The sequence below is a fragment of the Ruania suaedae genome (assembly GCF_021049265.1).
In the GTDB taxonomy this organism is placed as follows: domain Bacteria; phylum Actinomycetota; class Actinomycetes; order Actinomycetales; family Beutenbergiaceae; genus Ruania; species Ruania suaedae.
On the sequence record NZ_CP088018.1, the window covers coordinates 2,835,603 to 2,854,077 of the forward strand.

Below are 18,475 nucleotides of genomic sequence, written 5' to 3' on the forward strand. Positions count from 1 at the left end.
AGGGCACCGCTCATCCCCAGGGAAGGGGGAGGCTGTGAAAGGCATCATCCTCGCGGGTGGGTCGGGCACGCGTCTGCACCCCCTCACGATCGGGGTGTCCAAGCAGCTGCTCCCGGTCTACGACAAGCCGATGGTCTACTACCCGCTCTCGACGCTCATGCTCGCCGGCATCCGGGACATCCTGGTCATCACCACCCCGCACGAGGCCGCGAGCTTCGAGCGGCTGCTCGGCGACGGATCGCAGTTCGGCATCTCCCTGACCTTCGCCCACCAGCCCTCACCGGACGGGCTCGCGCAGGCCTTCGTGATCGGCGCCGATTTCATCGGCGCGGACCGGGTCGCGCTCATCCTGGGTGACAACCTGCTGTACGGTCCCGGCCTCGGTACCCGCCTCTCCCGCTTCACCGACATCGACGGCGCGGCTGTCTTCGCGTACTGGGTCAGCGATCCGCGCTCCTACGGCGTGGTCGGCTTCGACGCCGACGGCCACGCGACTTCGCTCGAGGAGAAGCCGGCCGAGCCCGCGAGCAACTACGCGGTCCCCGGTCTGTACTTCTACGACAACGACGTCCTCGAGCTCGCCCGGCAGGCCCGGCCCAGCGCCCGTGGGGAGTACGAGATCACCGACATCAATCGCGCCTACCTCGAGCGGGACCGCTTGCAGGTGCACGTGCTGCCGCGGGGCACCGCCTGGCTCGACACCGGGACCTTCGACCAGATGACCGATGCCGGGGACTACGTCCGCACGATGGAGCGTCGCACCGGTCTGAAGATCGGCGCCCCGGAGGAGGTGGCGTGGCGCAAGGGCTTCCTGACCGACGACGAGCTGCGGGCCCGGGCAGCGGGGCTGCGGCGCTCCGGCTACGGCTCCTACCTGCTCGAACTGCTCGAGCGGGAGGGCCGGTGATGCGGCTGCTGGTGACCGGGGGGGCCGGCTTCGTCGGGGCGAACTTCGTCCGTCACGTGATCGAGCACTCCGACCACGAGGTCGCGGTGCTCGATGCCCTGACCTACGCCGGCCACCGCGCCTCGCTGGCGGGCCTGCCCGCGGATCGCGTGCGCTTCGTGCACGGTGACGTCGCGGACGCTCGCCTCGTCGACGGCCTCGTCGGTGACTGCGACGCCGTGGTGCACTTCGCCGCCGAGTCCCACAACGACCGTTCCCTGCGGGATCCGAGGATCTTCCTGCACTCGAACGTGGTCGGCACGTTCACCCTGCTGGAAGCGGTCCGGCGCCACAACACGCGCTTGCATCACATCTCGACCGACGAGGTCTACGGCGACCTCGAGCTCGACTCGCCGGAGCGGTTCACGGAGACCACCGCCTACAACCCCTCCTCCCCCTACTCCTCCACCAAGGCCGGGAGCGACATGCTGGTGCGCGCGTGGTGCCGGTCCTTCGGCGTCCGGGCCACCATCTCAAACTGCTCGAACAACTACGGGCCGTACCAGCATGTGGAGAAGTTCATCCCCCGGCAGATCACGAATGTGCTCCGCGGCCTCCGGCCCAAGCTCTACGGCGGAGGCCGGAACGTGCGGGACTGGATCCACGTCGAGGACCACTCCTCGGCGGTGCTCGCGATCCTCGAGACGGGCCGGCCCGGCCAGACCTACCTGATCGGCGCGGACGGGGAGTGCTCCAACCGCGAGGTCGTCGAACTGGTGCTGGCCCTGATGGGGCGCCCTGCCCAGGCCTACGACCAGGTGGCCGACCGGCCCGGCCACGACCAGCGGTACGCGATAGACGCGACCAAGTTGCGCACGGAGCTGGGGTGGCGACCCCGCTTCGGCGATTTCGAGCGAGGCCTGGCGTCGACGATCGACTGGTACCGCACGCACGAGGCGTGGTGGGCGCCGTCCAAGGAGGACACCGAGGCCTTCTACGCCAAGCACGGACAGTGATGGACCTGGACAAGGAGCTGGGCCTGTCCACCACCCCGATCGAGGGGTTGCTGCTGGTCGAGCTACCGGTGCGGGCGGACAGCCGGGGCTGGTTCAAGGAGAACTGGCAGCGGGAGAAGATGCTCGCCCTCGGCTTGCCGGACTTCGGTCCGGTGCAGCACAACGTCTCCTTCAACGACCGTGCCGGCACCACCCGCGGCATCCACGCCGAACCGTGGGACAAGTGGGTCTCGGTCGCGAGCGGCCGCGTCTTCGGCGCCTGGGTCGACCTGCGCGAGGGCCCGGGGCTGGGCCGGCTCGTCACCGCCGAGCTGGATCCGTCCCGCGCCGTCTTCGTCCCCCGTGGCGTGGGCAACGCCTTCCAGACCCTCGAGGCGGGGACGGCCTACACCTACCTGGTCAACGGCCACTGGCGGGCGGAGGCCACCTACACCGTCCTCGACCTCGCCGATGCCACCGTCGGGATCCGCTGGCCGATCCCGCTCTCGCGAGCCGAGATCTCGGACAAGGACCGTCACCACCCTCCGCTCGCGCGGGTCACGCCCCTCCCGGCGCGCAGGACTCTGGTGCTCGGCGCCGACGGTCAGATCGGCCGCGCCCTGCGGAGCCGGTGGGGCGAGGTCCCCTCGGTCGAGTACACGACTCGCTCCCAGCTGGACCTCACCGACACCGGGCTCGCCGGCGCCCGCCCGTGGCAGGACTGTGGAGTCCTGGTCAACGCCGCCGCCTTCACCGGTGTCGATGCGGCAGAGACGCACGAAGGGCGCCGAGCCGCGTGGGAGGCGAATGCCACCGCCGTCGGCCGCCTCGCCCGCATCGCCACCGACCACCGCCTCACCCTCGTGCACCTGTCCAGCGACTACGTCTACGACGGAACTGCGCCGCCGTACCTGGAGGATGCGCCGGTGAGCCCGATGGGTGTGTACGGGCAGACCAAGGCCGCCGGCGAGCTCGCCGCCGCCACGACACCGCGGCACTACATCATCCGGACCTCCTGGGTCCTCGGAGACGGCCACAACTTCGTGCGCACCATGCAGCGTCTCGCTGCCGCCGGCGTCGATCCGCGGGTGGTGGGTGACCAGTGGGGCCGGCTCACCCTCGCCGATGACATCGCCGCGGCCATCACGCACCTGATGACCACCGGCGCCCCGTTCGGCACCTACAACGTCACCGGATCCGGCCAGGTGCGCTCCTGGGCCGAGATCGCCCAGGCGGTGTTCCGCCTCAGCGGGCACGACCCGGCACGAGTCACCGAGGTGACGACGTCGCAGTACCTCGCCGATGCGCCCCAGCCGACCGCTCCGCGCCCCACCAGCAGCGTGCTCGACCTCACCAAGATCACCGCGAGCGGCTTCCGGCCCACCGACACCGATGCCGCGCTCGTGCGCTATCTCGCCCCCAACGTCCACCAGTGAGGTCAGTACGCTCCCCTACCCCCGAGGACTGCTCGGACGGTCCGCCACAGGATGGTCAGATCCATCATCACGCTCCAGTTGTCGACATACCGCAGATCCAGCCGCAGCGACTGGGCCCACGACAGATCCGACCGGCCGCTGACCTGCCACAGGCCGGTCAGCCCGGGCTTGACCCGCAGCCGCTGGATGGCGTCGTGATCGTAGGTGGCGACCTCCTCACCGAGCGGGGGGCGCGGGCCGACCAGCGACATGTCCCCGCGGACCACGTTCCACAGCTGGGGCAGCTCATCGATGGACATCCGCCGGAGCAGCCTGCCCACCGGTGTGACCCGGGGGTCCTCGCGCATCTTGAACAGGACCGCGTTGCCCTCGCTCGACGCCAGCAGCGCGGCCCGGGCCCTGTCGGCGTCCACATGCATCGTGCGCAGCTTGATCATGGTGAAGGGCGCTCCGTCCAAGCCGGTGCGCGTCTGCCGGTAGAACGCCGGCCCCGGTGAGGAGGCCCGTACGAGCACCGCGCTGATGGCCAGTACCGGCAGCGCCATGACGAACAGCACCACGCCGAGGGTGCGGTCGAGGACCGATTTCGCGGCCCGCCTGGGCCGGCCAGCCCCGATGTCGACGGTGAGGAGCGGAGTTCCGCCGACCGAGTGGAGCCTGACGCGCTCACGTACGACGTCGTCCATGTGCGGGGCGACGACCAGCTCGATGTGGTGGCGCTCGAGCTGCCAGCAGAGTCTGCGCAGCTCGACGGCGCTGACGGTGCCCGCCGCGACGACGACCGTCGAGATGCCGTGCTCGACCACGATGTCGGTCACCCGCTCAAGGGTGCCCAGCACCGGCGCGCCTCGCCAGTCGCCGTCCCGCGCAGGGGCCGCCGGCAGACTGGCCCCGATGATCTCGAAGCCGAGCTCCGGATCCGAACGGAAGAGGTCGACGAGCGGGTCCAGCTGCCCAGGAGCCCCGACGAGCAGAGTCCGCCGGAGCGAGTGCCCGCGACGACGGCGACGCCTGAGCAGCGCCAGTTGCACCCGCCGGCTCAGGACGACAGCAGCCAGGGTGCCGGCGATGGCGGCCACCAGTGGCACCGGCGGTACCTCGACCGACCCCAGGAAGGCGAGACCGATCAGCAATGAGGCCCATGCCCATCCTGCCCGGAGGACGCCGCGATAGCGGTCGCTACCCATCATCGCGCGGCGGCTGTCATATCCGTGGACCATTGCGATCGCGGCCGCGAACACGAGACCGGCGCCGGTCGGGCCACCGATCAGCAGTCCCACCGATGCCACGGAGGACCGCATCGCGATCGCGATCATGAGGGCTGCGATCATGGCGTCGCCGATGGGCAGTGCCCACCGGTACGCGTGACTCCAGGTGCGTTCTGGCTCGATCGTCGAACGAGCGCCGGTCCTCAGTTCAGCCAGTGAGATCGGGACGGTAGGCCCGGGGGAAAGCACCGACCCGCGAGACGAACGATGCACGCCGACCTTGATCACCTGGTCAAGCGACACACCGTCTCACCTCCCTCGCTCGCACCTGGAGTCACGCCCGGCGTTCAGGGGAACGAGGTCCGAGCGGCTCACTGACACTCAAGCAGGTGGGCCCGCCGCTGGCACGGGTGAAGACGAGGTGAACGCGCGGTATGAGGCGCACGCCGTCCAGGGTGATGGAGGGCGACGCCAGGGTGAGGTGAGCCGCTCGTGCCGGGAGCGCGCTAGCGGGAGACGATCACCGTCAGGGAGTGGATCAGGCGGGCGAGGATCTCGGGCTGATCGACCGAGACGATATGGCCGGCACGTGGCACGCGGACCAGCCGCGCGAGTGGTGCCGCCGCTGCGAAACGGCGTTCGTCGAACCGGAAGTGGTCCCATCCGCCGTTGACCAGCCAGACCGGGACCTCCAGCCGCGCGAGATCGGCCAGGGGGCGCACGTCCCGCATCGCGCGAAGCGCCGGCACCATGGCGTCCAGCGCCACACCGCCGGCCGAGACCTCCCGCGCACCCTCCTCCCCGAGGACGAGGCGCGCCATCACCCGGTGCAGCGCCAGACCGCGGTCCGGCAGCCGCGCGATGACAGCGGCGAGCGCCTGGTAGCCGGCCAAGGGCAGCCCGCGGGGCTCAGCACTGCACGAGGCGGCCACGACGCCCAGCACCGGCATCCGGGTGCGGGCGGCCCACCGGAGCGCGAGATACCCCCCGAGCGACAACCCGGCCAGCACGATCGGGCCGCCGGCATCGGAGGCCGCACGGTCGAGCACCCGGTCGCATCCGTCGAGGGTGAAGGGGGTGTCGATCAGGGCGCCATGGCCGGGCAGGTCGGCCGAGATCACCGGGATGTCCCGCTCGCGCAAGCGGCGCTCGACGCCGTCCCACATGCTGCGCGAACTCCGGATCCCGTGCACGAGCACCACCGTCGCAGCCACATCAGGACTGTACCGGTCCGGCACAGCGAAGGGCCCGGCCGGGAGGTCATCCCGGCCGGGCCCTTCGGGAGGCGGCGCAGACCGGTCAGGTCCGCAGCCACCTCGCGATCCTCACGAGGAGGACATCTTTCACTTGGAGTCGGTGGACTCCTCCGCGGTCTCGTCGGACCCCTCGGCCTGAGCCGTGGTGTCCTCGTCGTCGCTGCTCGCGGCGTCCTCGACCTGGTCGTCGCTGCTCGCGGTGGTCTCCGCAGCGGCCTCGTCGGCCGCAGCGTCCTCCTTGACCGCGCGCTTGGTGGCGCCCTCGGCCTCGGCGACCGTGGCCTGCTTGGGGCTCAGCGGCTCCATCACGAGCTCGATGACGGCCATGGGTGCGTTGTCACCCTTGCGAGGGGCGATCTTCGTGATGCGGGTGTAGCCACCCTCCCGCTCGGCCATCGCCGGCGCGATGTCCGCGAACAGGACGTGCACGACGTCCTTGCGGGACAGCACGGCGTGCACCTGGCGACGGGCGTGCAGGTCACCGCGCTTGGCCTTCGTGATCAGCCGCTCGGCAAGCGGGCGCAGGCGCTTCGCGCGGGCTTCCGTGGTGCGGATGCTCTGGTGCTCGAACAGGGACTGGGCCATGTTCGCCAGCATCAGCCGCTCGTGCGCCGGTCCGCCACCGAGGCGAGGACCCTTCGTGGGCTTGGGCATAATGTTTCCTCAGTTCTTCTTGATGGGGCCGGCTGCTCAGTTGTAGGCGTCGAAGTCGTCGCCGTCGTCGTAAGCGCTGGCCACGAGCGTCGGATCGAAGTCGGCGGGGCTGTCCTTGAGGGACAGGCCGAGTCCGACCAGCTTCTCCTTGACCTCGGTGATCGACTTCGCGCCGAAGTTGCGGATGTCGAGGAGGTCCGCCTCACTGCGGGCGACCAGCTCGCCGACGGTGTGGATCCCCTCACGCTTGAGGCAGTTGTAGGAGCGGATCGTCAGGTCGAGCTGCTCGATCGGCAGGGCGAGGTCCTCGGCCAGTGCCGAGTCCGTCGGCGACGGGCCGATCTCGATGCCCTCGGCCTCGACGTTGAGCTCGCGGGCCAGCCCGAAGAGCTCGACCAGCGTCTTGCCGGCGGAGGCGAGCGCGTCCCGCGGTGCCATGGACCGCTTGGTCTCGACGTCGACGATCAGCCGGTCGAAGTCGGTGCGCTGCTCCACACGGGTTGCCTCGACCTTGTAGGTCACCTTGAGGACCGGCGAGTAGATCGAGTCCACCGGGATGCGGCCGATCTCGGCGTCGAACGGCTTGTTCTGGGCCGCCGAGACATATCCGCGACCCCGCTCCACGGTCAGCTCGATCTCCACCTTGCCCTTGGCGTTGACGGTGGCGATGTGCAGCTCGGGGTTGTGGACCTCGACCCCCGCAGGCGGGGTGATGTCGGCCGCGGTGATCGTCCCGGGGCCCTGCTTGCGCAGGTACATCACGACCGGCTCGTCGTTCTCGGAGGAGACCACGATGTTCTTGATGTTCAGGATGATCTCGGTGACATCCTCCTTGACCCCGGGGATCGTGGAGAACTCGTGCAGCACACCGTCGATGCGGATGCTGGTCACGGCGGCGCCGGGGATCGAGGAGAGCAGCGTGCGGCGCATGCTGTTGCCGAGCGTGTAGCCGAAGCCCGGCTCGAGCGGTTCGATGACGAAGCGCGAGCGGTACTCGTCGACGACGTCCTCGGTCAGGGTGGGGCGCTGTGCAATGAGCACGGTGTGTGTCCTTTCGGCGGACGTCCGCTATATGACGTCGCGGGTTTCCCCTCACCCATCCGTCCGGGAGAGAGGGTCCTGCTGTGCTGGTGCGCTGGCTCGGCGAGCCGCCGCAAGCGGGTCAGACGCGGCGGCGCTTCGGCGGGCGGCAACCGTTGTGCGCCTGCGGGGTGACGTCCTGGATCGAGCCCACCTCGAGTCCGGTCGCCTGCAGCGACCGGATGGCGGTCTCGCGGCCGGAACCCGGACCCTTGACGAACACGTCGACCTTCTTCATGCCGTGTTCCTGCGCCTTGCGGGCCGCGGCCTCGGCGGCGAGCTGAGCGGCGAAGGGGGTCGACTTGCGCGACCCCTTGAAGCCGACCTGGCCGGAGGAGGCCCAGGAGATCACGGCGCCGGAGGGGTCGGTGATCGAGACGATGGTGTTGTTGAACGTGGACTTGATGTAGGCGTTGCCCTGGGAGACGTTCTTCTTCTCCTTGCGGCGCGGCTTGCGCGCGGCGGTCGCCTGGCGAGTCTTGGGAGGCATGTGCGTTCTCTTTCTTCGTGAGGTCGTCGGTCCGGCCGGGCCGGCGGTGTCGGGCAGCCCGGGAGCGGACTACTAGCGACCGGCCTTCTTCTTGCCGGCGACGGTCCGCTTGGGACCCTTACGAGTGCGTGCGTTGGTCTTCGTGCGCTGGCCGTGCACGGGCAGGCCGCGACGGTGACGCAGGCCCTGGTAGGCCCCGATCTCGACCTTGCGGCGGATGTCCGCGGCGATCTCACGCCGCAGGTCACCCTCCAGCTGGTAGGTCGCCTCGAGGTAGTCACGCAGGGCGACGACGTCGTTGTCGCCCAGATCCTTCACACGCAGGTCCGGGCTGAGCCCGGTCGCCTTCAAGGTCTCGGCCGCGCGCGTGCGCCCGACGCCGAAGATGTAGGTGAGTGCCACCTCGAGCCGCTTGTCGCGGGGGAGGTCGACACCGACGAGTCGTGCCATTCGTTCTCACTCCTGTGAGTCGCGGAGGTCGTTCGCACCATCACCCCGGGCTACCCCGGGCCCCGGCCTCCGACCGGGGGTGGACCCGCCGGGTTCGGCGGGCGACGATGCGCTTGTGGAGTGCGTCACCGGGAGGTGACGCGGTCGGGCTCTCAGCCCTGGCGCTGCTTGTGGCGCAGGTTCGTGCAGATCACGCGCACGGTCCCGCTACGACGGATGACCTTGCAGTTGTCGCAGATCTTCTTGACGCTCGGCTTGACCTTCATGATGGGTTCCTTTGCCGGGCGCGACTCACCGGACCCGTCAGGGCCGCGGCGCCGGGACCGGCGTGCTCGGAGGGTGGATTACTTGTAGCGGTAGACGATGCGGCCGCGGGTCAGGTCATACGGGCTCAGCTCGACCACCACCCTGTCCTCGGGGAGGATCCGGATGTAGTGCTGTCGCATCTTGCCCGAGATGTGAGCGAGAACCTTGTGACCGTTGCTGAGCTCCACGCGAAACATCGCGTTCGGCAGAGCCTCGACCACACTGCCCTCGATCTCGATGACACCGTCCTTCTTACCCATGTCCTCCACTATCTGCAGTGCTGTTCTGACACCGGCCGCACTCCTCGCGACCTCCGCGGCACCCCACGGTCGATCCGCCCCCAGGACGAGTCGAGCGATGTGTCGCGGACGTCACGGCAGAGCACGCCCAACGAGCGATCCTACTCCATCACGGCCGGAATGAGTAACCGCGGACTGACCCGAACAGTGCGGTCCCGCTCACATCGGCTCAGGAGTGCTAGCGCTCCCGCCGTCGGGATCGCGGCCCTGATCCGCCGCCAGCAGCCCGGACGTCCGCGCTCGAAGGACGGCGGCCTCCCTCGTGTGGACGCCGAGCTTGCTGTAGATCGCTCTCAGATGGGACTTGACCGTGTTGGAGGAGACGTAGAGGCGCTGAGCAATCCTCGAGAGCGTCTGCCCCGTCGCGAGCGCCTCGAGTACCTTGATCTCCTGCGCGCTCAGTGGCACCCGCTCCAGCGGCGGCGGGAACAGGTCCTCGCCGGAGGCGACACCGCAGCGACGCAAGTAGGCGGTCAACCGACTCGAGCTCTCGGCGATGAGCAGCAGGTCGGCGCTGGGAACCGCGCGGAAGGGCCGGATGAGATCGTGCATCTCGCCCACGGCAGCCGCGAGATGCAACGAGGTCGCCGCGGCGGAGTCCTGGCCGGTCCGCAGCTGGGCACAGCAGCGCACGAGCAGGAGGTCCAGCGCCCGCCGCGGGTGGCTCGCGATCCAGTGCTCACAGTCCGCGGCATGGTGCAGCGCCCGATCGAAGTCGCCGGCGTAGAAGGCTAGGCGTGCGAGCACCGGATCCACACCGGCCACCGAGGCAGGCGGGTGCGCGACCAGCTCCAGCCCGTGCTCCAGGTCGCCGTTCAGGACCAGCACGTCGGCCCAGACGGCGTAGACGACCGTGGCCGCCAGGCTCGGCTCGGCCCGGTCGGCCATGGCCTCCCACTGCGCCTCCAGCATGGCCACCAGGTCGGGACCGGACCGACCCTCCCGGGTGGCGATCCGCAGGAGGTCGGCGAGCACCAGCAGCTCGGCCTCGTCGCTGTCGGCCGGGTCGAGGAGGTCGTCGAGCTCGTCGGTGGGCCATCGCACGTCCACGCCACCGTCGAGGTCGAGCACACAGCCCGCGAGCGCGCGCAGGGCCGGCTCCCGGGGCGCGATCGTCGCGATCGTCCCGATCTCCGCGGCGGCCTGCAGCGCGCGGCCGGCCTCGCGCCGCTTCCCGAGCATCGCCAGTGCGAGTGCGCGGTGTACGAGACCGTGCCGCCGCTCCTGCGGCAGCGCCGCCCGCTCGGCCACCTGCACCGCTGTCTGTGCGGCGCGCTCGGCGCCGATGGGATCCACGCGGGCCAGGCGGTGCACGGCGTACTGAGTCAACAGCTGGGGCAGCCGCAACGCCTGCGCGCGGGGCAGACCCAGCTCGAGGCCCTGCCAGGATGGATCGCGGGCGCGGCTCGACTCACGCAGCAGGGCGAGTTCTGCCCTACTCTCGGCCACCTCCGGCGGGAGGATGTCGAGCGCGGCGCGGACCAGTACGGGTCGCGCGCTCAGCTCGCTCCAGTGGTCGGTCAGCAGTGCCTCGACATGACCGGCGTCGCCCGCGCGGCTGGCGTGATGCAGCGCCGAGGCGAGGTCCCCGTCACGTTCGCGCAGGTGGGCCGCGGCCTGGTGTGCCGCTCGGGCGGCCGCGGGGTGCAGGTCGGCGAAAAGGCCGGCGGCTGCCAGACGTACGGTGTCCGGGACACCACCCGAGGGGCCGATCAGTCCGGCGTCGGCCAGCGCCTCGATCACCGCGTGCGGTGAGGTCCAGGACTCGAAGAGGGCCTGGGCGATGCCAGGATCCAGGGTCTCGGTGAGCGAGGCTCGCATCACCATGTCCAGCAACCGGCGCGGTTCCTTCTCCTCGTGCAGAGCCTCCAGGTAGGGAAGGATCGACTGCGGATCGCCCCGCCGGTCGAGGAGGCCATGGCGCAGGGCCATACGCACGAGCACCGGCCACCCCCCGAGATCCCGGGCCAGGGTCTCGGCGCTCTCCGGATCGAGGGGCGAATGCAGGCCCCGGGCGAGCTCGGCCACGGCCGGGCCACCGAGCGCAAGGTCACGGGCACGCAAGGAGACGCCGTCCAGATCGGTCTCGGCCAGCGCCTCGACCGGTCGGGCCACCCGCGAGAGCACGGTCAGCCGGAGAGTGCCAGCCACGCGCAGGATCTCGACCAGTTCCCGATCGACCGTGGTATCGGTGACGTGGTGGAAGTCGTCCACGACCAGGTGCACCGAGCCACCCGGTCCCACGACCAGCCCATCGAGAGCTGCACCGTCCGGTGGGACAGCCTGCCCACCCTCGCTGGCGCCGGGCAGGCCGAGACCGTGGCGCAGCAGGCTCCAGAACTGTCCGCGGGTCGACCCGGCGGGGACGGTGATCCAGGCGACGGCCTCTCCCTGCGCGGCCGACCGCCTCAGCCAGCTCGCCATCGTCGTGGTCTTACCCCAGCCGGGTGGAGCCCGCAGGACCACCATCGGCGCGCCGCCTGAGAGAGCCTGCGCGAGCGCCGTCGGGACGACGACGACGCCGGGTGTGCGTGGAAGCATCGGCCCCGGTCGGATCGGGGCAGCCATCAGGAACCGACCCGCTGCGTTCCCACGTGCCGTAGCTGGTCCCCTCCGCCTGGCCACGCCGGCAGCATCGCCGCGTTCACGGCGCCGTCCCCCGGCGCAGGGCGAGCAGCGCCTCACCCCTGTTGCTCGCCCCCAGCTTCTTGTACACGGCGCGTAGGTGGGTCTTGACGGTGTTGACCGAGAGGCCGAGCTCGTGGGCGATCCCCACGGCCCCGGAATGCTCCGCGAGGGCCCCGAGCACCTGGGCCTCGCGGAAGGTCAACCCGTCGACCACGGCGGATGGAGGCGCGCTGGTGGCCGTGCGCGACCCGGGCCACAGCGCGAGCTCGTCGGGATCACCGGCAGCAAGCGCCAGGAACGCCGCCCGGCCCATCAACAGGAAGGGACGCCGCTGCCCCGTCTCCCGTGCGAGTCCAACCGCGGCGCTGAACGCCTCGGCCGCCCGGCTGGTCTGCCGGATGGCGTGGTGAGCTGCGGCGAGCAGCACGTAGCACTCCATGGTGTAGCGCTGCGTGAGCGCGCCCGAGCGCAACGCTTCGGCCCCCTGCCGGATCACCTCGTCGTAGGCGTGCTCGTCGAGCGCGATCTTCATGTGGCTGACGCAGATCAGCTCCGGGGGCTCGACCCGGGCGGCCACCTGCTGCGCCACATCCGAGATGCCGACGCGCAACAACGCTTCCACCAACGCCTCGGTGAGGAACACCTCCGCACGGGAGCCGCGGCGCAGGTACCTCACGGCCGCTCGGAGCTCGTTCGTGACCGAGACGATCTGATCCCGTGCGCCCACCAGGACCGCATGGTGCGCGCGTACGAAGATGGTCAACGCCCACAGTTCGTCCCGATGCCGGCGCTCCGGCAGGTCCGCGACCCGCTCCGCCGCGTCCTCGCTCGCCTCGTCCACGCTGGCCAGCGCCCGGGCCACCGCGGCAGTCTCAGCGACGACCCCGTCGTCCTGGACGTCGTCACTGTCGAGCTCGGCCAACCATCGCCGCGCGGTGGAGACCTCGCCCAGCACCGCGTGCACGAGCGCCAGACCGGTCGCCCCCAACCGGGCGGCATGCGCGTTGGAGTGATCGAGCAGGGCGACCGCGCGGGCCTGCGAGAAGGCGTACAGTGCGACGTCGAGGTCACCTTGCAGCGTGCTCGCCACGCCCCATTCCAGCAGGACCAGCTGCACGGTCGACTCGTCGCGACCCTCCCGACCAGGACCGAGGAGACCGGCGTGCTGCCAGAGCACCTCGGCGTGCAACGTGGGCGAGTCCACGGTACGGCGCCAACTATGGCGCTGGTCGGGGACAACGTCAGCGTCCAGGTGCTCCACCGCCACCCGCAGGCGAGCGTTCTCCGCCACCAGCGGCGCAGGGAACATCCGTGCCACTCGCCCGAGCAACAGCGGCTCCTCCATAAGCAAGCGGTCCCAGTCCTGCTCGAGCACGTCGAGCGCCCGCTCCCACTCCCCTGCCCTCGCCGCGTGTTCGAGCACCTGCGCCGGCACCTGTCGGCGCTCGGCGTGGCGCATCAACGCATGATGGACCTCGACCTCCAGCTGCGGGTGGTGCTCGCGGACCATCCGCCTCAGCGCCGACCGGATTGCCGGTGCGTAGGAGTAGCGCGGTCCCGCCACTGTGCCCCGCTCGGTGATCAGGCCGGCCATCAGGACGTTGCGCAGTAGTCGGGCGATGTTGCCCTCGGTGACGATCTCGCGCGCGATGTCCAGGTCGAAGTCGTCCGGGATCGCGGTGCGGAGCAGGAAGGCGCGGACCTTCTCGAAGCGCAGGTCGCGCACCATCGTGGCCACGTAGTGCTCGACGGTGTCCCGGTCGATCGTCACCGGGCCACCGTTGCCGTTGGAGCGCACCAAGCCGGCTCGGACGGCGGAGGGCCAGCCTCCGAGTTCCACTGCCACCTGCTGTGCCTCATCCTTGGTGATGTGGGCTCCGAGTCGCTGGGCCAGTCGGAAGACCCCGTCCCCCGTGAGCCGAAGGTCATCCGGGCCGATCACCACAGCATCGACCGACAGCGTTCCGGTCGTCTCGAGCGGGCGCAACGTGCGCCCGGCGACGACGAGGAAGAAGCGCTCGTTGTGCTTGAGTAGGTCGACGAGCTCGTCGTCGATCTCCGCCGGTTCGTGGTGCAGTCCTGCCTCGTGCATATCGTCGATGACCAGCAGCAAGGGCTCGGCGCAGGTGCGGAGCAACTGGGAGACACCGGTGTGCGCGTGCGTGGAGGACTCGAGCAATCCGGCCCCCACCAGGACGGCTGCGAGCTCATCCCAGAAGCCGGCACCGTCGTTGCTCGCGGTGGTCAGAGCAGCGTAGACGGTCCGCGGCCGGTCGGCGCTGGTGTCGAACCATCGCAGCAGGGCACTGGTCTTGCCGTACCCCCGCGGGCCCCGGATGACCGTCAGAGGATACTGTGAGGCCAGACGCTCCAGAACGCCGGCAGGGACCTCAGCATCCTGCGGGAGTCGCGGGACACCGCGAGGACGTTGCGGTCTTGGCAGCGCCATCGTCCTCACCTCCCGGGCTCATGGAGTGACGCTAGCACCAGGCGCCCACATGCACGTGCGGATGAGGGCCGCTCACTCGAGCGGCGCCACCGCCACGCCTCGCCGGCCCAGGGCCCGCGCACCCCCGTCGCGTGCGGTCAGCACCCAGAGCCCGTCCGCATGCACTGCCACGGTGTGCTCGACGTGAGCGGCACGGGACCGGTCGACGGTGACGACCGTCCACTCGTCCTCCAGCACCTCGGTCTCCGCCTCGCCCCGGGCGATCATCGGCTCGACGGCCAGGCACAGGCCCGGTCTGATCTTCGGCCCGCGCTGGGTCGACCGGTAGTTGAGGACGTCCGGTGGCTGGTGCATGGCGCGCCCGATGCCGTGCCCGACGTAGTCGCGCACGATCCCGTAGGAGGCACCGGAGGCTGTGATCGCGTCCTCGATGGCGTCACCGACGACGCCCAGCCGGCCTCCGCCCGCCAGCGCCGCGATGCCGTCCCACATCGCCGACTCGGTCACGGCGATCAGGTCGGCGTCGGCTGCATCTGCGGCGCCGGCCACGGCGGTGAAGGCGGCGTCGCCGTGCCATCCCTCGACGACGGCGCCGGCGTCGACGGAGACCACGTCACCGTCCTGCAGGACCCGGTCACCGGGGATGCCGTGAACGACCTCGTCGTTGACCGAGACGCACAGGACGCCGGGGAACCCGTGGTAACCCAGGAAGTTCGAGCGCGCCCCGGCGTCGGCGAGGACTTCGCGCGCGATGGCATCGAGGTCCCGCGTGCGCACCCCCGGGCTGATGGAGGCCCGCACGGCGTCGTGCACGTCGGCGACCACGAGCCCGGCTCGGCGCATCCGGCGGATCTGGTCCGCCGTCTTCAGTTCGATCGAGGGCCGCCCGAACACGGTGCTCAGGCGAGCGCGGCCGTGAGGCGCTCGGTGACCTCGTCGACCGGGCCCATGCCGTCGACCTGCACGAGCAGACCGCGCTCGGCGTAGACGTCCACGAGCGGCGCCGTCTGCTCGGCGTAGACCTCGAGACGCCGGCGGATGACCGACTCGGTGTCGTCGGCGCGACCCTGCTCGCGTGCACGGTTGAGCAGGCGCTGCACCACCTCGTCGGTGTCGGCGGTCAGCTCGATCACGTGGGTCAGGCCACGGCCGGCCAGCATGCTGTCCAGTTCGCTCACCTGTGCCGCGGTGCGCGGGTACCCGTCCAGCAGGAAACCGTCGACGGCGTCCGGTTCCGCGAGCCGGCCGGCGACCATCTTGTTGGTCACCTCGTCCGGGACGTACTCGCCGGCGTCCATGTACTTCTGCGCGAGCTGGCCCAGCTCGGTCCTGTCGGCGACGTTGCGGCGGAAGATGTCCCCGGTCGAGATCGCCGGAACCCCGAGGTGCTCCGCCAGGCGCGCCGCCTGGGTGCCCTTGCCGGCTCCGGGCGGGCCGAGCAGGACCAGCCGGGTGTTCGTCATCGCAGGAACCCTTCGTAGTGCCGTTGCTGGAGCTGGGAGTCGATCTGCTTGACCGTCTCGAGCCCCACGCTCACGAGGATGAGCAGCGAGGTGCCACCGAACGGGATCGTCGTGCTGATTCCCATCAGCTTGAACGCGATCGTCGGGATCAGCGCGACGATGGCCAGGTAGATGGCGCCCGCCGTCGTGATCCGGGTGATCACGTACTGCAGGTACTCGGCCGTGGGCCGGCCGGCCCGGATCCCGGGGATGAAGCCGCCGTAGCGCTTCATGTTGTCGGCCACGTCATCCGGGTTGAACGTGATCGAGGTGTAGAAGAAGGCGAAGAAGACGATCAGCACCACGTAGACCGCGATGTAGATGTTCTGGCCGGGATCGGCGAGGTTGCTCGCCACCCACTGCACCCACGGGGTCGTCTGGTCCTCGACGAACTGCGCAGCCAGCACCGGCAGCGCCATCAGCGAGGAGGCAAAGATGACCGGGATGACGCCGGACATGTTGATCTTGATCGGGATGTAGGTGCTCGAGCCGCCGTACATGCGCCGGCCCACCATGCGCTTGGCGTACTGCACCGGGATCCGGCGCTGGGACTGCTCGACGAACACGATCAGGCCGATCACCAGCAGCGAGATGACGACGAAGATCGCCAGCTTGATCAGGCCGTCCTCGGCGAGCTGGATCTGGCGGAACGCCGACGGGAAGCTCGAGGCGATCGAGGTGAAGATGAGCAGCGACATCCCGTTGCCGACGCCGCGCTCGGTGATCAGCTCACCGAGCCACATGATCAGGCCCGTACCCGCGGTCATCGTCAGGATCATCAACAGGATCGTCACGACCGAGTCATCCACCAGGATGTCCAGGGTGCAGCCCTGATAGAGGTTGCCCGACCGCGCCACGGTGATGATGGTGGTCGCCTGCAGGATTGCCAGACCGATGGTCAGGTAGCGCGTGTACTGGGTGAGCACCGCCGTGCCCGACTGCCCCTCCTTGTGCAACGCCTCGAAGCGAGGGATGACCACGCGCAGCAACTGCACGATGATGCTGGCAGTGATGTAGGGCATCACCCCGAGGGCGAAGACCGACAGCTGCAGCAGCGCGCCGCCACTGAACAGGTTGACCAGCCCGAGAACACTGCCGTCCGTCCCCGGCTCGGTACAGGCCCGGACGTTGGTGTAGTCGATCCCCGGAGTCGGAACGAACGAGCCGAGCCGGAAGATGGCCATGATCCCGAGCGTGAAGAGCAGCTTCCGCCGCAGATCCGGCGTTCGGAACGCGCGGACGAATGCGCTGAGCAATGGTCCTCCTGGGAGGGATCAGAGGGTTCTCGAGGCCGACGCCACCAGCCCCGGCGAACAAATGACAGGTACCGACTGCCTACCGTACGGCATCGGCGCCGCGGATCGGTCCGGCAGACGCCAGGCCATGGACACGACCATGGCGTCAGACGAGGACGGCGGCGCGGGAGCATTCCCACGCCGCCGTCCTCGAAGAGTTCATGCAGGCCTCAGGCGAGCTCGACGCTGCCTCCAGCAGCGACCAGCTTGTCCTTGGCGGACGCCGAGACGGCGCTGATCCCGGTGATGTCGAGCTTGACGCTCACCTCACCGGTGCCGAGCACCTTCACCGGACGGCCGCCGCGGACGGCGCCCTTCGCGACGAGGTCCTCGACCGTGACCGCCCCACCCTCGGGATAGAGAGTACTGAGCTTGTCCAGGTTCACCACCTGGTACTCGATCCGGAACGGGTTCTTGAAGCCGCGCAGCTTCGGCAACCGCATGTGCAGCGGCGTCTGGCCACCTTCGAACGCGGCGGGCACCTGGTAGCGGGCCTTCGTGCCCTTGGTGCCTCGTCCGGCCGTCTTACCCTTCGAACCCTCACCGCGACCTACACGGGTCTTGGCGGTGTGCGAGCCCGGTGCCGGGCGCAGGTGGTGGACCTTCAGGGGCGCGTGCCCGGCGGCGTTGTCGCCGGATGCCCCGCTCTTCTTCTCGGCCATGTCAGTCAACCTCCTCGACAGTGACAAGGTGCGCCACTGTGGTGACCATGCCGCGGACCTCGGGACGGTCCTCCTTCACCACGGTGTCGCCGATCCGCTTGAGACCGAGCGAGCGCAGCGTGTCACGCTGGTTCTGCTTGCCGCCGATGACGGACTTCTTCTGGGTCACCTTGAGCTGCGTCATGAGGCCACCTCGGTGCTTTCCTTGTCGGCGCCGCTGGCGGCCCGGCCGGCGGCCTGCGCGCGCAGCAGCGCGTGCGGCACGACCTCGTCGAGCGGCAGGCCTCGCCGGGCCGCCACTGCTTCGGGCTGCTCGAGGGCCTTGAGGCCGGCGATGGTGGCGTGGACGATGTTGATCGCGTTCGCCGAGCCGAGCGACTTGCTCAGCACATCGTGGATGCCGGCGCAGTCCAGGACCGCACGCACCGGGCCTCCGGCGATGACTCCCGTACCCGGGGAGGCCGGACGCAGGAGTACGACACCCGCGGCCTCCTCACCCTGCACCGTGTGCGGGATCGTCTTCTGGATCATCGGGACCTTGAAGAAGTTCTTCTTCGCCTCCTCGACACCCTTGGCGATCGCCGCCGGCACCTCCTTGGCCTTGCCGTAGCCGACGCCGACGGTTCCGTCGCCGTCCCCCACCACGACCAGGGCCGTGAAGGAGAACCGGCGACCGCCCTTGACGACCTTGGAGACGCGGTTGATCGTCACCACGCGCTCGACGAAGGTGTTGCGGTCGTCGCCGCGGCGGTTGTCGCCCCCGCCGCGACGATTGTCACGACGGTCGTTGGTGCGCTCGCCGCCGCCGGCGCCGGCGGACGTACCGGTCCTGCTGCGCTGAGGAGCAGCCATCATGCGATCCTTTGCTCGTTGGTGTGC

The 18,475-nt window shown here is 69.8% G+C and carries 19 protein-coding genes; 3 read left to right on the forward strand and 16 right to left on the reverse strand.

All coding sequences use genetic code 11. The features are described from left to right. The first annotated feature begins 34 nt into the window (after window positions 1–34). Genes rfbA through LQF12_RS13005 form a run of 3 tightly spaced genes read left to right on the forward strand, consistent with a single transcriptional unit; the run spans window position 35 to window position 3,317 of the window. Window positions 35–907 carry a glucose-1-phosphate thymidylyltransferase RfbA gene (gene rfbA / locus LQF12_RS12995; RefSeq protein ID WP_231053342.1) on the forward strand — a complete coding sequence of 291 codons (873 nt, stop codon included), beginning with the start codon at window positions 35–37 and terminating at the stop codon, window positions 905–907. After that, the gene (gene rfbB / locus LQF12_RS13000; RefSeq protein WP_231053343.1) at window positions 904–1,902 is read left to right on the forward strand and encodes a dTDP-glucose 4,6-dehydratase; all 999 of its coding nucleotides are present in this window, start codon (window positions 904–906) and stop codon (window positions 1,900–1,902) included. The genes rfbA and rfbB overlap by 4 nt, the downstream gene beginning before the upstream one ends. Next, window positions 1,902–3,317 carry a sugar nucleotide-binding protein gene (locus tag LQF12_RS13005; RefSeq protein WP_231053344.1) on the forward strand — a complete coding sequence of 472 codons (1,416 nt, stop codon included), beginning with the start codon at window positions 1,902–1,904 and terminating at the stop codon, window positions 3,315–3,317. Before rfbB ends, LQF12_RS13005 begins: the two co-directional genes overlap by 1 nt. A 2-nt stretch (window positions 3,318–3,319) precedes the next feature. Here LQF12_RS13005 and LQF12_RS13010 read toward each other — a convergent pair whose 3' ends face one another. The 16 genes from LQF12_RS13010 to rpsE all read right to left on the reverse strand — a co-directional run bounded on the left by LQF12_RS13010 (window position 3,320) and on the right by rpsE (window position 18,448). Then, complete coding sequence (locus LQF12_RS13010; protein ID WP_231053345.1) at window positions 3,320–4,648, reverse strand: sugar transferase; 1,329 nt, start codon at window positions 4,646–4,648, stop codon at window positions 3,320–3,322. Between the two features lie 383 nt (window positions 4,649–5,031). Beyond that, window positions 5,032–5,739 carry an alpha/beta fold hydrolase gene (locus LQF12_RS13015; RefSeq protein WP_231053346.1) on the reverse strand — a complete coding sequence of 236 codons (708 nt, stop codon included), beginning with the start codon at window positions 5,737–5,739 and terminating at the stop codon, window positions 5,032–5,034. Between the two features lie 129 nt (window positions 5,740–5,868). Continuing rightward, window positions 5,869–6,435 carry a 50S ribosomal protein L17 gene (gene rplQ / locus LQF12_RS13020; RefSeq protein ID WP_231053347.1) on the reverse strand — a complete coding sequence of 189 codons (567 nt, stop codon included), beginning with the start codon at window positions 6,433–6,435 and terminating at the stop codon, window positions 5,869–5,871. Between the two features lie 36 nt (window positions 6,436–6,471). Then, window positions 6,472–7,476: a DNA-directed RNA polymerase subunit alpha gene (locus LQF12_RS13025; protein WP_231053348.1), complete on the reverse strand. Its 1,005-nt coding sequence runs from the start codon at window positions 7,474–7,476 to the stop codon at window positions 6,472–6,474. A gap of 121 nt (window positions 7,477–7,597) precedes the next feature. After that, a complete protein-coding gene (gene rpsK / locus LQF12_RS13030) occupies window positions 7,598–8,005 on the reverse strand; it encodes a 30S ribosomal protein S11 (RefSeq protein ID WP_231053349.1) in 408 nt (135 codons plus the stop codon). A 72-nt stretch (window positions 8,006–8,077) separates the two neighbouring features. Then, window positions 8,078–8,455 (reverse strand): 30S ribosomal protein S13, encoded by a 378-nt coding sequence (gene rpsM, locus LQF12_RS13035; RefSeq protein WP_231053350.1) that lies wholly within the window; start codon window positions 8,453–8,455, stop codon window positions 8,078–8,080. Between the two features lie 152 nt (window positions 8,456–8,607). After that, on the reverse strand, window positions 8,608–8,721 hold the full coding sequence (gene rpmJ, locus LQF12_RS13040; RefSeq protein ID WP_159622945.1) for a 50S ribosomal protein L36: 114 nt from the start codon (window positions 8,719–8,721) through the stop codon (window positions 8,608–8,610). 78 nt (window positions 8,722–8,799) lie between these two features. Beyond that, the gene (gene infA, locus LQF12_RS13045; protein ID WP_231053351.1) at window positions 8,800–9,021 is read right to left on the reverse strand and encodes a translation initiation factor IF-1; all 222 of its coding nucleotides are present in this window, start codon (window positions 9,019–9,021) and stop codon (window positions 8,800–8,802) included. A gap of 198 nt (window positions 9,022–9,219) precedes the next feature. Continuing rightward, window positions 9,220–11,628, reverse strand: a complete 2,409-nt coding sequence (locus tag LQF12_RS13050) for a LuxR C-terminal-related transcriptional regulator (RefSeq protein ID WP_231053352.1) — start codon at window positions 11,626–11,628, stop codon at window positions 9,220–9,222. A 76-nt stretch (window positions 11,629–11,704) separates the two neighbouring features. Further along, window positions 11,705–14,137, reverse strand: coding sequence for a LuxR C-terminal-related transcriptional regulator (locus LQF12_RS13055; protein ID WP_231053353.1), 2,433 nt, complete (start codon window positions 14,135–14,137; stop codon window positions 11,705–11,707). Window positions 14,138–14,209: 72 nt separating this feature from the next. Continuing rightward, window positions 14,210–15,031: a type I methionyl aminopeptidase gene (gene map, locus LQF12_RS13060; RefSeq protein WP_231053354.1), complete on the reverse strand. Its 822-nt coding sequence runs from the start codon at window positions 15,029–15,031 to the stop codon at window positions 14,210–14,212. A 5-nt stretch (window positions 15,032–15,036) separates the two neighbouring features. After that, window positions 15,037–15,600 carry an adenylate kinase gene (locus tag LQF12_RS13065; RefSeq protein WP_231053355.1) on the reverse strand — a complete coding sequence of 188 codons (564 nt, stop codon included), beginning with the start codon at window positions 15,598–15,600 and terminating at the stop codon, window positions 15,037–15,039. Continuing rightward, window positions 15,597–16,895: a preprotein translocase subunit SecY gene (gene secY / locus LQF12_RS13070; protein ID WP_231053356.1), complete on the reverse strand. Its 1,299-nt coding sequence runs from the start codon at window positions 16,893–16,895 to the stop codon at window positions 15,597–15,599. Before secY ends, LQF12_RS13065 begins: the two co-directional genes overlap by 4 nt. Before the next feature lie 209 nt (window positions 16,896–17,104). Next, window positions 17,105–17,596 carry a 50S ribosomal protein L15 gene (rplO, locus tag LQF12_RS13075; protein ID WP_231053357.1) on the reverse strand — a complete coding sequence of 164 codons (492 nt, stop codon included), beginning with the start codon at window positions 17,594–17,596 and terminating at the stop codon, window positions 17,105–17,107. A 1-nt stretch (window position 17,597) separates the two neighbouring features. Next, window positions 17,598–17,780 carry a 50S ribosomal protein L30 gene (rpmD, locus tag LQF12_RS13080; protein ID WP_231053358.1) on the reverse strand — a complete coding sequence of 61 codons (183 nt, stop codon included), beginning with the start codon at window positions 17,778–17,780 and terminating at the stop codon, window positions 17,598–17,600. Then, entirely contained in the window at window positions 17,777–18,448 is a 672-nt protein-coding gene (gene rpsE, locus LQF12_RS13085; protein WP_231055607.1) for a 30S ribosomal protein S5, read from the reverse strand. The genes rpmD and rpsE overlap by 4 nt, the downstream gene beginning before the upstream one ends. Between the last annotated feature and the right edge of the window lie 27 nt (window positions 18,449–18,475).

What these genes read in the sequence shown, in the direction of transcription:
- rplO (WP_231053357.1), bottom strand. Translation starts at nt 17,596, where the DNA reads ATGGCCGAGAAGAAGAGCGGGGCATCCGGCGACAACGCCGCCGGGCAC.
- LQF12_RS13055 (WP_231053353.1), bottom strand. Translation starts at nt 14,137, where the DNA reads ATGGCGCTGCCAAGACCGCAACGTCCTCGCGGTGTCCCGCGACTCCCG.
- rpmJ (WP_159622945.1), bottom strand. Translation starts at nt 8,721, where the DNA reads ATGAAGGTCAAGCCGAGCGTCAAGAAGATCTGCGACAACTGCAAGGTC.
- LQF12_RS13065 (WP_231053355.1), bottom strand. Translation starts at nt 15,600, where the DNA reads ATGACGAACACCCGGCTGGTCCTGCTCGGCCCGCCCGGAGCCGGCAAG.
- LQF12_RS13005 (WP_231053344.1), top strand. Translation starts at nt 1,902, where the DNA reads ATGGACCTGGACAAGGAGCTGGGCCTGTCCACCACCCCGATCGAGGGG.
- rpsK (WP_231053349.1), bottom strand. Translation starts at nt 8,005, where the DNA reads ATGCCTCCCAAGACTCGCCAGGCGACCGCCGCGCGCAAGCCGCGCCGC.
- LQF12_RS13050 (WP_231053352.1), bottom strand. Translation starts at nt 11,628, where the DNA reads ATGGCTGCCCCGATCCGACCGGGGCCGATGCTTCCACGCACACCCGGC.
- LQF12_RS13010 (WP_231053345.1), bottom strand. Translation starts at nt 4,648, where the DNA reads ATGATCGCAGCCCTCATGATCGCGATCGCGATGCGGTCCTCCGTGGCA.
- rplQ (WP_231053347.1), bottom strand. Translation starts at nt 6,435, where the DNA reads ATGCCCAAGCCCACGAAGGGTCCTCGCCTCGGTGGCGGACCGGCGCAC.
- rpsE (WP_231055607.1), bottom strand. Translation starts at nt 18,448, where the DNA reads ATGGCTGCTCCTCAGCGCAGCAGGACCGGTACGTCCGCCGGCGCCGGC.
- rpmD (WP_231053358.1), bottom strand. Translation starts at nt 17,780, where the DNA reads ATGACGCAGCTCAAGGTGACCCAGAAGAAGTCCGTCATCGGCGGCAAG.
- infA (WP_231053351.1), bottom strand. Translation starts at nt 9,021, where the DNA reads ATGGGTAAGAAGGACGGTGTCATCGAGATCGAGGGCAGTGTGGTCGAG.
- rpsM (WP_231053350.1), bottom strand. Translation starts at nt 8,455, where the DNA reads ATGGCACGACTCGTCGGTGTCGACCTCCCCCGCGACAAGCGGCTCGAG.